Annotated in this window: 9 protein-coding genes; 4 read left to right on the top strand and 5 right to left on the bottom strand. The window is 67.6% G+C overall.

Features of this window, described 5'->3' with window-relative positions; translation table 11 throughout:
- Nucleotides 1-82: 82 nt before the first annotated feature.
- Nucleotides 83-2,794, top strand: coding sequence for a phosphoenolpyruvate carboxylase (gene ppc / locus LC407_RS18570; RefSeq protein WP_223483381.1), 2,712 nt, complete (start codon nt 83-85; stop codon nt 2,792-2,794).
- 146 nt (nt 2,795-2,940) lie between these two features.
- On the opposite strand, the gene LC407_RS18565 is transcribed toward ppc, so the two are convergent.
- Nucleotides 2,941-3,447, bottom strand: a complete 507-nt coding sequence (locus LC407_RS18565) for an acyl-CoA thioesterase (RefSeq protein ID WP_025876535.1) — start codon at nt 3,445-3,447, stop codon at nt 2,941-2,943.
- 148 nt (nt 3,448-3,595) lie between these two features.
- Nucleotides 3,596-4,807: a methionine adenosyltransferase gene (metK, locus tag LC407_RS18560; RefSeq protein ID WP_025876533.1), complete on the bottom strand. Its 1,212-nt coding sequence runs from the start codon at nt 4,805-4,807 to the stop codon at nt 3,596-3,598.
- A gap of 507 nt (nt 4,808-5,314) precedes the next feature.
- Between metK and LC407_RS18555 the strand changes: the two genes are divergently transcribed.
- The 3 genes from LC407_RS18555 (at nt 5,315) to LC407_RS18545 (ending at nt 8,997) form a co-directional block, all read left to right on the top strand.
- Entirely contained in the window at nt 5,315-7,024 is a 1,710-nt protein-coding gene (locus LC407_RS18555) for a GNAT family N-acyltransferase (protein ID WP_218788709.1), read from the top strand.
- A complete protein-coding gene (locus LC407_RS18550; RefSeq protein ID WP_223483380.1) occupies nt 7,021-7,821 on the top strand; it encodes a UDP-2,3-diacylglucosamine diphosphatase in 801 nt (266 codons plus the stop codon). The genes LC407_RS18555 and LC407_RS18550 overlap by 4 nt, the downstream gene beginning before the upstream one ends.
- Nucleotides 7,822-7,938: 117 nt before the next feature.
- A complete protein-coding gene (locus tag LC407_RS18545; RefSeq protein WP_223483379.1) occupies nt 7,939-8,997 on the top strand; it encodes a metal-dependent hydrolase in 1,059 nt (352 codons plus the stop codon).
- A gap of 110 nt (nt 8,998-9,107) precedes the next feature.
- Here LC407_RS18545 and LC407_RS18540 read toward each other — a convergent pair whose 3' ends face one another.
- The 3 genes from LC407_RS18540 to LC407_RS18530 form a co-directional block, all read right to left on the bottom strand.
- Nucleotides 9,108-9,935: a class I SAM-dependent methyltransferase gene (locus tag LC407_RS18540; protein WP_032974924.1), complete on the bottom strand. Its 828-nt coding sequence runs from the start codon at nt 9,933-9,935 to the stop codon at nt 9,108-9,110.
- A 10-nt stretch (nt 9,936-9,945) separates the two neighbouring features.
- The gene (dusB, locus tag LC407_RS18535) at nt 9,946-10,941 is read right to left on the bottom strand and encodes a tRNA dihydrouridine synthase DusB (protein ID WP_223483378.1); all 996 of its coding nucleotides are present in this window, start codon (nt 10,939-10,941) and stop codon (nt 9,946-9,948) included.
- A gap of 440 nt (nt 10,942-11,381) precedes the next feature.
- Nucleotides 11,382-12,347, bottom strand: a complete 966-nt coding sequence (locus LC407_RS18530; protein WP_025877854.1) for a ribokinase — start codon at nt 12,345-12,347, stop codon at nt 11,382-11,384.
- Between the last annotated feature and the right edge of the window lie 7 nt (nt 12,348-12,354).

Below are 12,354 nucleotides of genomic sequence, written 5' to 3'. Positions count from 1 at the left end.
ACCATTTCTGCAGCGCAGCACGGCACGCGTTCTGGTTTAGGCTTGGGGTCTGGATCCGTTGACCGAGGCCTGTGCGTCGCCGATGAACGAGTACCGCAGCAGTATCGAATTCGCTTCCCCTGATCTTCCCTTGCGTGACGACGTGCGCCGTCTGGGTGCACTGGTCGGTGACCTGCTGGTCGAGCAGGTATCGGCCGCCTTTCTCGATGACGTCGAGGACGTGCGCACGCGTGCCATTGCCCGCCGCGAGAACCAGGCGCCGCTGTCCGTGCTGGCCGACGGCCTGGCCGGGCGTGAACCGCAACAGGCCGAGACCATGGTGCGCGCGTTCAGCACCTACTTCCAGGTGGTCAACATCGCCGAGCGCGTGCATCGCATCCGCCGCCGCCGCGACTACCAGCGCGCCGTTGCCGCCGCACCGCAACCCGATGGCCTGCAGGATGCCCTGCAGCACCTGAAGGCGCAGGGCGTTGGCCTGGACGAACTGGCGCAGTGGTTGCCACGCATCGATATCGAGCCGGTGTTCACCGCACACCCGACCGAAGCGGTGCGCCGCGCGCTGCTGGAGAAAGAGCAGCTGATGGTGGCCAGCCTGGTCGACAATCTCGACGGCCAGCGCACGCCGGGTGAAGCGGCCGCAGATGCCGCGCGTTTCCGCATGGCGTTGACCGCCTCGTGGCAGACCACCGATTCCTCGCCGGTGCGCCCGACCGTGGACGACGAACGCGAGCACGTCGGCTTCTATCTGGTGCAGGTGCTGTACCGGGTGATCCCGGTGCTGTACGAATCGCTGCAGCAGGCACTGCGCGATACCTATGGCGCGGAACTGCCGCTGCCGCGCCTGCTGCGTTTCGGCACGTGGGTGGGCGGCGACATGGACGGCAATCCCAATGTGGATGCGCACACCATCCGCAATACGCTGGATGCACAGCGCGTTGCCGTGCTGGGCCGTTACCAGAAGGAACTGCTGCAGCTGGCCAGCCTGCTCAGCCAATCCACCGAGCGGGTGGGGGTAAGCGATGCACTGCAGGCGCGCGTCGCGCATTACCAGCAGTTGCTGCCGCAGGTGCAGTCGCGGCCACGCCATGCCGACATGCCATATCGGTTGCTCAATGACCGCATGCGCGCACGCCTGCAGGCCACGCTGGATGATGCCGACGGCGCCTATGCCGGCCCGGACGAGCTGATCGACGACCTGCAGCTGATCCTCGACAGCCTGCGCGCGAACCGGGGCGAGCATGCCGGCGGCTTCGCGGTGCAGCGCCTGTTGTGGCGGGTGAAGACCTTCGGCTTCCATCTGGCGCGGCTGGATGTGCGCCAGGAATCGAGCGTGCATGCGCGCGCGCTGGCGGCAGTGCTGGGGGGCGATGCGGCATGGGACGCATTGGATACAGCGGGTCGCGCACGCCTGCTGGCACCGCATGCCAGTGGTGAAACACCATTGTCTGTTGGCGATGATGAGGGCAACCAGCGCTTGGATGCAGTGTTCGCGGCCTTGGCCGATGCCCGTGCGCGGCATGGTGGCGACGCGCTGGGCAGCTACATCATCTCGATGGCGCACGACCGTGGCGATGTGCTGGCGGTGCTGGCGCTGGCGCGTCGTGGCGGCCTGGTCGATGACGCCGGCCACGTGCCGCTGGATATCGCGCCGCTGTTCGAAACCGTGGACGACCTCAAGCGCGGCACCGCGACGCTGCGCGATCTGCTGGCCGATCCGGTGTACCGCGCGCACCTGCGTGCACGCGAGGACGTGCAGATGGTGATGCTCGGCTATTCGGACAGCAGCAAGGATGGTGGCATTGCCGCATCACGCTGGGGCCTGCAGCGCGCGCAGGTGGAGCTGCTGGAAGTGGCTGCCGAAGCGGGCCTGCGCCTGACCTTCTTCCATGGCCGCGGTGGCTCGATCAGCCGCGGTGGTGGCAAGACCACGCACGCGGTCGATGCCTCGCCACGCGGCAGCATCGATGGCCGCCTGCGGGTGACCGAGCAGGGCGAGGTGATCCACCGCAAGTACGGCATCCGCGCGCTGGCATTGCGTTCGCTGGAGCAGGCCACCGGTGCGGTGCTGCGCGCCAGCCTGCGCCCGCGTGCCGCCGAACCGCGCGAGGATGATTGGCGGCCGGTGATGGACGTGGTCGCCGGTTCCAGCAGCGAGGTCTATCGGGCGTTCGTTGGCCAAACGCGTTTCATGGATTACTTCCGTACCGCCACGCCGATCGATGTGATTGAACGGATGACGCTGGGATCGCGGCCGTCGCGCCGGCTCGGCCAGGATGCGGCCTTGACCAACCTGCGCGCGATTCCGTGGGTGTTCGCCTGGAGCCAGGCGCGCGCGGTGATTCCGGGCTGGTATGGGGTCGGCAGCGGCCTGCAGGCGGCCGCCGACGCCGGCCATGAAGCCACGTTGCGTGAAATGGCGCGGGACTGGCCGTTCTTCCGCACCTTCCTGGATGACATCGCGATGGTGCTGTCCAAGGGGGATATCACCATCGCCGAACAGTTCTCGCGCCTGTCCGGCGAGCTGCACGATGCGTTCTTCCCCCAGGTCGAGCGCGAACTGGAGCTGACCCGGCACTGGCTGCTGGCGCTGATGGAGCAGCAGACCCTGCTGGACCACGACGCGCGGCTGGCGCTGTCGATCCGCCTGCGCAATCCCTATGTGGACCCGATCAGCGTGCTGCAGGTGGACCTGCTGCAGCGCTGGCGCGAAAGCGGGCGCGAGGACGACGACCTGCTGCGTGCGCTGGTGGCCTGCGTGAATGGTGTCTCGCAGGGCGTGCAGAACACGGGGTGATGCGCATCCGCCGGGCATGGCCCGGCGAATTCGCAATGGTAGTGCCGGCCGCTGGCCGGCAACCTCACAGCAGGCAGGCTACTGCAGTTGCCGGCCAGCGGCCGGCACTACCGGTTTGCCAGGTGCCGAGCCCGGTCGGCCCGCTTTCATTCTTCCGGTGACGGCGGATTGGACGCCAGCAGTTCCAGATGCCGCTGCTCCATTTCCTGCCGAAGCTGGCGGCGGATCAGCGCTGCGGCCTGCCGGCGCTTTTCATCCGAACTGGCCGGCTGCAGCGATGGAACCGGCGTCGGCCGGCCGTCCTCGTCCACCGCCACCATGGTGAAGAAGCAGCTGTTGGCGTGGCGCACGCTGCGCTTGAGGATGTCCTCGGCCACCACCTTGACGCCGATTTCCATCGACGAGGTGCCGGTGTAGTTCACCGAGGCCAGGAAGGTGACCAGTTCGCCCACCGCGATCGGCTGGCGGAACACTACCTGGTCCACCGACAGGGTGACCACGTAGCGGCCGGCATAGCGGCTGGCGCAGGCATAGGCGACCTGGTCGAGCAGGCGCAGGATCGCGCCACCGTGGACCTTGCCGGAGAAATTGGCCATTTCCGGCGACATCAGCACGGTCATGGACAGCTGGTGGGATTTGAGTTCGGTCGACATGGGGCGATTGTATCGGCAACCACCGGCACTACCATCTGCCGGCCAGCGGCCGGCACCCTCATGATGTCCGGAAACCGATGCATGGTTGCCGGCCAGCGGCCGGCACTACCGAAAGCAGAAGGGCCGCTTGCGCGGCCCTTCGTGTTTCTTACTTCAGCTTCGCATCGGCGCGCAGGGCGGCGGCGCGATCGGTCTTCTCCCAGGAGAAGGCCGTGGCGTTGACGGTCTCGCCTTCGCCGTTGATGTAGCTGAACTCCTTCGGCTTGCGGCCGAAGTGGCCATAGGCCGCGGTCTGCTGGTACATCGGGTGGATCAGGTCCAGCATCTTGATGATGCCGTACGGGCGCAGGTCGAAGTGCTTGCGGATCAGCTTCTCGATCTTGTCGTCGCTGATCTTGCCGGTGCCGAAGGTGGTGACCGAGATCGAGGTCGGCTCAGCCACGCCGATGGCGTAGGAGACCTGCACTTCGCAACGGTCGGCCAGGCCGGCGGCAACCACGTTCTTGGCGACGTAGCGGGCAGCGTAGGCGGCCGAACGATCGACCTTCGACGGGTCCTTGCCGGAGAACGCGCCACCACCGTGACGGGCCCAGCCGCCGTAGGTGTCGACGATGATCTTGCGGCCGGTCAGGCCGCAGTCGCCCACCGGGCCGCCGATCTCGAACTTGCCGGTCGGGTTGATGTGGAACTTGGTGCCCTTGTGCAGCCACTTGGCCGGCAGCACCGGCTTGATGATCTCTTCGCGGACGGCCTCGATGAGGTCCTTCTGCTTGATGCCCGGGGCGTGCTGGGTCGACAGGACCACCGCGTCGATGGCCGAGACCACGCCGTTTTCATAGCGCAGGGTGACCTGGCTCTTGGCGTCCGGACGCAGCCAGGACAGCGGCGAGTTGCGCTTCTTGCGGATCTTGGCCTGCTGCTCGACCAGGCGGTGCGACAGGTGGATCGCCGCCGGCATGTAGCTGTCGGTTTCGTTGGTGGCATAGCCGAACATCAGGCCCTGGTCGCCAGCGCCCATTTCTTCCGGCTTCTTGCGGTCAACGCCCTGGGCGATGTGCGGGGACTGCTTGCCGATCAGGTTCAGCACGCCGCAGGTGGCGCCGTCGAAGCCGACGTCGGAGCTGTCATAGCCGATGTCCACGATGACCTTGCGGGTCAGCGCTTCCAGGTCGATCCAGGCGCTGGTGGTGATTTCGCCGGCAACGATGGCAACGCCGGTCTTGACCATGGTCTCGCAGGCCACGCGGGCGCGCTGGTCCTGGGTCAGGATCGCGTCCAGCACCGCATCGGAGATCTGGTCGGCAACCTTGTCCGGATGGCCTTCAGAGACCGACTCGGAGGTGAAGAGGTAGCTGGACATCAGGCTTAATATCCTTTGATTCGGATGGAAAGATGGGCGCGAATGATACACGGGGTGCGCCGCCTGTGCATTGTGAACCTGTATGGGTTGCCGGTGGTTAAGGTGTTGTGCCCGGCAGGGCAAGGCCTGGCGGGCATTGCGGCGGCATCGTGCACAGGCAGTGTTCCACTGGCGTGACCATTGCCGCCCCCGCCGGGACCGGATGTGCCAGCGCCTGCGCCGTCATCATTCTGCCGCCAAACCGCCATCTGGCTGCCGCCTGCCGGGCGCAGGCTCTCGGCCAACCCGGCCGCCGGGCAGGAGGGGACACGCCATGCAGGAACTCGAACAGCGTCTGCAGCAACGCTATCCCGACTGGTTCCATGGCCGTCGGGGCCAACTGGCTCGGCCCCTGCTGCGCAGCGTCGGGTGCGCCGTCATCATTCTGCCGCCAAACCGCCATCTGGCTGCCGCCTGCCGGGCGCAGGCTCTCGGCCAACCCGGCCGCCGGGCAGGAGGGGACACGCCATGCAGGAACTCGAACAGCGTCTGCAGCAACGCTATCCCGACTGGTTCCATGGCCGTCGGGGCCAACTGGCTCGGCCCCTGCTGCGCAGCGTCGGGCGCTGGTCACGGCTGGACCGGATCGAGGCGTTCCTGCGCCGCAATGCCAACGTGCGCGGTTTCGACTTCGTCGCCGCCGGACTGGAGTTCATCGAGGGTCGCTATCACGTGGACCCCGCCGCGCTGGCGCGGATCCCCGCCACCGGCCGCCTGTTGATCGTGGCCAACCACCCTTCCGGCGCGCTGGATGCGCTGGCGTTGCTGGATGCGGTTGGCCGCATCCGCCGTGACGTGCGGATCGTGGCCAACGATCTGCTGGGCGCGATCGGGCCGCTGCAGGACCTGCTGCTGCCGGTACGCATCCTCGGCGGCAAGGTCCAGCGCAGCAGCCTGCAGGCGGTGGAGCAGGCGCTGGCGGCCGAGCAGTGCGTGATCGTGTTCCCGGCCGGCGAGGTCTCGCGGCTGTCGCTGCTCGGCATCCGCGATGGTCGCTGGCAGCGGGGGTTTGTCCGCTTTGCCCGCGCCGCCGCCGCACCGGTACTGCCGGTGCGGGTGGAAGCGCGCAATTCGGCGCTGTTCTACGGCGCTTCGACCCTGTTCAAGCCGGCTGGTACGGCACTGCTGGCACGGGAGATGTTCGCCCGCCGCGGCCGGCCGCTGCGGCTGCGCATCGGCGAACCGATGCAGCTGGGGCAGGGTGATCCCGGCGCGCAGCTGCTGGCGGTGCGCCGCGCGGTATATGCGCTGGGGCGCAGCACAGCGCTTGCCGAAGGCTGCCCGGCAGGGCCCGAGCCGCTTGCCGCGCCGGTGCCGCCCGCACAGGTCGCCGCTGCGATTGCCGCCGCCACCGTGCTGGGGCAGACCGCCGATGGCAAACAGATCCTGCTGGCCAGCTGCACGGCCGATTCGCCGCTGCTGCACGAGCTGGGGCGGCTGCGCGAACTGACTTTCCGCCAGGTGGGCGAGGGCACTGGGCGCAGTCGCGACCTGGATGACTTCGACCTGCACTACCAGCACATCGTGATCTGGGACGGCACCGCGCAGCGCATCGCCGGTGCCTACCGGATCATGCGGGGCGCGCAGGCGCTGGCGCGCCGGGGCTTGGCCGGGCTCTACAGCGCTTCGCTGTTCCGCTATTCCGACGACGCCATTCCCCGCATTGCCGAAGGCCTGGAATTGGGACGCAGCTTCGTGGTGCCCGATTACTGGGGCAGCCGCAGCCTGGATTACCTGTGGCAGGGCATCGGCGCTTACCTGCAATGCCAGCCCGGCATCCGCTACCTGTTCGGTGCGGTGTCCATCAGCGCCGCGCTGCCACGCGATGCGCGCGAGCAGCTGGTGGCCTATTACCAGCGTTACTACGGCGTGGCCGATGGCCGGGTGCAGTCGAACCGGCCGTTCCAGTACTTCGCCGCGCCACCTTGCTTTGGTGAGATGGATGCGGCGGCTGCCTTCGACGTGCTCAAAGCCAATCTCGCCGCGCTCGGTACCGGTGTGCCCACCTTGTACCGGCAGTACACAGACCTGTGCGAACCCGGCGGTGCACGGTTCCTGGCGTTTGGCGTCGATCCGGATTTCAGCGACTCGATCGACGGCCTGATCGAAGTCGACCTGCACGCGATCCGGCCACACAAGCGCAAACGCTATCTGCGCGATGCGGGGATGCCGGCATGAGCACGCTGGCGAACCTGGCACCGCATCGTCGCGCCGTGTTCGTCTCCGATGTTCATCTCGGGTCGCGGCATTGCCACGCCACCGAGCTGGCGCGTTTCCTCAGCACCCTGCGCTGCGAGCGACTGTATCTGGTCGGCGACATCATCGACCTGTGGTGGATGGCACACCGACGCGCCAACTGGCGGCAGTCGCACAGCGAGGTCATCCTGGCCCTGCACGCGCTGCGACGCGCCGGTACCGAGATCATCTACATCCCCGGCAACCACGACGCCTCGCTGCGCCAGGTGTGCGGCCTGATGTTGCCGGCGATGCAGGTGCGCCGCCGTGCGATCCACACCACCGCCGATGGCCGCCGGCTGCTGGTGGCGCATGGCGACGACTATGACGGTGTCACCCACTTCGGTGGCCTGCAGGAGCGGTTTGGTGACTGGCTGTACTACCGCATCCTCACCGGCAACCATCTGTTGAATGCGGTGCGGCGCCGACTCGGGATGCGCTACTGGTCACTGTCCGAATTCCTGAAACGGCAGAGTGGTGCCGCTGAACGCTACATCGAGCGCTTCGTGCAGGCCGGCCTGGACGATGTTCGCCGGCGAGGCCTCGACGGCATCATCTGTGGGCACATCCACCGCGCCGCACTGATCGAACGCGACGGTCTGGTCTACGCCAATGACGGCGACTGGGTGGAGAGCCTGACCGCGTTGGCCGAGGACCACGACGGCGCCATGCGGCTGCTGGACCACAACGGGCGGACGTTGGTGGAGCTGCCGGGAGCACGGTTGTCGCAGGCGGCGTGATTCACAGCTGCAGGGACAGGCCCACGCGCGGCTGCGGCCGCACTGGCAGCTGACTGACGCGCCGCCGGGCAGGAAACCGCCGCTGCACGGAGATCGCCAAGCCGCTAGCATCGGCCGATGGACTCATTGACCCAGATCGTTCTTGGCGGCGCCGTCGCTGCCGCCATCGCCCCGCCTGGACACCGCCGCGCCGCCCTGCTGGCCGGTGCCGCGCTCGGTACCCTGCCGGACCTGGATGCCCTCTGGCTGGGCTTTGCCGCCGCCGACCCGGTGGCGAACATGACCGACCATCGCAGCTTCAGCCATTCGCTGCTGGTGCTGCCGTGGGTGGCCGCGCTGATCTGGTGGCTGTTCAAGCGCTTCGGCAACGGCCGGGTGGCGCAATCACCGCTGCGCTGGTTCTGGGCGATCCAACTGGCGCTGGTCACCCATCCGGTGCTGGATGCGTTCACTGTCTACGGCACGCAGCTGTGGTGGCCGTTGCAGCCACATCCCGCGATGGGCTCGAGCGTCTTCATCATCGATCCCGGCTACACGGTGTGGCTGCTGCTGGGCTGCGTGCTGGCGTGGTTCGGCCGCGCGCGACCGTGGGTGGGCAAGGTGCTCTGCGTTGCGTTGCTGCTCAGCAGTGCGTACCTGGGCTGGGGGCTGATCGCCAAGGCACAGGTCGACCGCGCCGCGCAGCAGAGCCTGGCCGCGATGGGCCTGGGCGACGCGCCGCGGTTCTCGGTGCCGATGCCGTTCAATACCCTGTTGTGGCGGGTCGTGGCGATGACCCCGAATGGCTACGTGGTTGGTGACCGCTCGCTGGTGGCCGACCACGGGCCGATGCGTTTCGAGGGGCATCCGTCCAACGTGCAGGCCTTGCGCGAAGCGGCGGGAATTCCGGCAGTACGGCGCCTGCAGTGGTTCAACCGTGGCTTCATGCGCGCACAGGTGGTGCAGGGCAGGCTGGTGCTGAGCGACCTGCGCATGGGGCTGGAGCCGGACTACACCTTCAATTTCGCGGTGGCCGAGCAGGTTGATGGCCAGTGGCGTGCGATCGTGCCCGAGCAGTTGCGGGTGGACTACAGCAGCCCGGCCGCGCGTGCCGATGCCGGCCGCCGGTTGTCGGCGATGTGGCAGCGCATCTGGCACGAACCGGAGGCGGCGGACGGCGCCGCCGCGCACCCGTAGATCCACGCCACGGCCCATCAGCCCAGTAGATCCACGCCACGCGTGGATGGCGCAGTGCATCGGCACCCAGTAGATCCACGCCATGCGTGGATGGCGTGTACCGCGGCCGCTCAATACACCGTTGCGCGGCCCTGCACGAACGAATAGAAGAACACCGCGTTCGGATCGTTCTGCACCAGCCGGAACTCGCGGCGCATGCCCTCCACCGTCTCTTCGTCCACCGTGCCGGCCTGCAGCAGCTGGTCGGCCGCCGACAGCAGCAGCTGTTCCCAGAAAGCGATCATCGTCTTGCGACGTGCCGGTTCGCGGTTGTCCAGATGGATGGTCTTGATCTCGGTGTGCACATCGCGGAAGCCACCGGCCAGCAGCAGGTTGCCCAGCTTGGCGCCGACGAACGGATCACCGCCGTGGTCGTACTGGAAATCGTTGAAGGCCATCCAGTAGCGCCAGATGTGCGGCGAATACGGATCAAGCAGGAACGAAGCATTCATCACCTCGGTGATGTAGACCGGCGAGCCCGGGGCCAACACGCGGCGTACTTCACTCAGCACGCGCGCCGGCGACGGCACGTGTTCCAGCACCCAGCACAGGAACGCCGCATCGAAGCTGCGCGCCTCGAAAGGCAGTTCGCCGGCATCGGCCTGCTGCAGGGTGTAACGGTCGTTGCACCACGGCGTGCGCGCCAGGTTTTCGCGCGCGGTTTCCAGCTGGGCCTCGCTCAGGTCCACGCCGGTCACGTGCAGCTCGGGGAAGCGGCGCAGCAGGATCTCGGTCTGCGCGCCCACGCCACTGCCGACTTCCAGCAGGCGCTTTGCGCCGCTGTAATCGATCTGGCCGAAGATGCTCGTTTCCAGCAGGCGCGCCTGGGTCATCAGGCGCTGCTGCTCGGTGCCGGAGAACCCATGCAGGTAGGTCGGGGAAGAAATCGGCGGGGTCATGGGGGCGGGCTCAGGCAGCAGAAGACATCGCCGGTTCCCCGGCAATCAGGCGGTCGAAATAGTCGGTGGTCAGCGCGATCTGGCTGGCCGGATCTTCGGCGCGGTTGACCACCGCGCGGAACGCGGCATTCTCCGGCCGATCCTTGGCGTACCAGCCCAGGTGCTTGCGCGCGATGCGCACGCCCTGCGGTTCGCCATAGAAACCGTGCAGCGCGTGCAGATGGCCGAGCAGGATGTCGCGCACTTCGGCCAGCGACGGCGGCGGCAGCTCCTCGCCGGTGGCCAGGTAATGCGCCACTTCGCGGAAGATCCACGGCCGGCCCTGTGCGGAGCGGCCGATCATCACCGCATCCACGCCGGTCTGCTGCAGGACGAAGGCGGCCTTCTGCGGCGAATCGATATCGCCGTTGGCGATCACCGGGATGCGCAGCGCGGCCTTGATCTCGCCGATCGTGGCGTACTCGGCCTGGCCGGTGTAATGCTGGTCGCGTGTACGGCCGTGCACCGCCAGCGCAGCGATGCCACTGTCTTCGGCGATACGCGCGATGAGCGGGCCGTTGCGATGGTCGCAGTCCCAGCCGGTGCGGATCTTCAGCGTCACCGGCACGTCCACCGCGCTCACCACTGCTTCCAGGATGCGCGCGACCAGCTGCTCGTCGCGCATCAGCGCTGACCCCGCCCAGGCGTTGCACACCTTCTTGGCCGGGCAGCCCATGTTGATGTCGATGATCTGCGCGCCATGGTCGACGTTGTAACGCGCGGCCTCGGCCAGCTGCTGCGGCTCGGTGCCGGCGATCTGCACGCTGATCGGCGCCGGTTCACCCGCGTGGTCCATGCGGTGGATGGACTTGCGCGTGTTCCAGAAGCGCGGGTCGCTGATGGTCATTTCCGAGGCGGCCAGGCCCGCGCCCAGCCGTTTGCACAGCAGGCGGAAGGGTTTGTCGGTAACGCCGGCCATGGGCGCCAGCACGACGTTGGGGGCAATGGAGTACGGGCCGATCTGCATGTGCCCATTGTAGGGCGCGGCAGGCGCCCCGGCTGGGTTGACGGCCCGCCGGTTCAGGCCGATCCGGACCGACCTCATGCCGGACGGGCATCAGCAGATGCTTGATGGTCGCTTCCTTCGCCCCCACGGGCCGGTCATGGTGGGCGGCTGGGCGGGCCGGCAAGGCGCATCCACGCATGGCGTGGATCTACTGTGCCCCGGTAGATCCACGCCATGCGTGGATGGGGCCATCGCACCCAGCACCCGGTAGATCCACGCCATTCGTGGATGGGGCCATCGCTCCCAGCATCCGGTAGATCCACGCCATGCGTGGATGGGGCCATCGCACCCAACACCCGGTAGATCCACGCCATGCGTGGATGGGGCCTTGCCCATGAACGTGAAAAGACCCGGGCATCTGCATGCCCGGGCCCGATCATCATCCCCACGGGGATGTCGCGTTACTTCACTTCGGCATCGGCCGGGGTGAAGCGCGGCATCGCCGCCGCTGCGCCTTCCTTCTCGGTCGAGCGACCGGCGAACTGGTTGGCGAAGCGCACGTGGCGGGCGAACGGAGCGTCCGGCACCTGTGCCATCGAGGCCACCAGCGCACCGTTGAAGGCATCGCCGGCACCGGTGGTGTCGATCGCCTGCACCTGTTCTGCACCCACGCGGTAGTACGGCTGGGTGTCGCCACGCAGGTGCTCGTCGGCATGCGACACGAACACGCCCACCGAACCCAGGGTCACCACCACCGTGCCATTGCCGACCAGCTTGCGGCACAGCGCGTGCAGGCTGGCACCGTCCAGCGCGGCGACGTCATTGGCATCCACGCGCTCGCCGACATGACGGCCGAGCAGGGCGGCGAACTCGGTCTCGTTCGGGGTGATCACATCGGCCAGCTTCAGCAGGCCGATGCTCGACGGGGCGTCGGCCGGGGCGGCGTTGAGAACGGTGGTGACACCGGCCTCACGGGCCACGGCCAGGGCCGCTTCGATGGTCTGCACCGGCGATTCCAGCTGCACCAGCACCACTTTGGCGCCGGTCAGCAGGGCCTGCTGTTGCTGTACGAAGTCGGTGCTCAGCGCCGCGTTGGCACCCGGGCCGATGACGATGGTGTTGCGGCCACGGGCATCGACGTAGATGCCGGCGGTGCCGGTCGGCTCGCTGCTGGCTTCGGCGATCAGCGCGAAACCATCCTGCGCGGCCAGGTCACGGGCGGTGGCACCACCGGCGTCGTCGCCCAGCGCACACAGGAAGCTGGTGTCAGCGCCGGCACGGCAGGCGGCAACGGCCTGGTTGAAGCCCTTGCCACCGGGACCGGTGCTGTAGCGGCCGGCAATGGTCGCACCCGGTGCCGGCAGCGACTCGCACCGCCACACGTGATCGACATTGAAGGAACCGACGACAACGACACTGCTGCTCATAGGGAAT

The sequence above is a fragment of the Stenotrophomonas sp. OVS01A genome (genome assembly GCF_019969775.1).
GTDB lineage: Bacteria > Pseudomonadota > Gammaproteobacteria > Xanthomonadales > Xanthomonadaceae > Stenotrophomonas > Stenotrophomonas indicatrix.
Note: the sequence above shows the minus strand (reverse complement) of the source record. Positions and strands in the feature narration are given on the sequence as shown.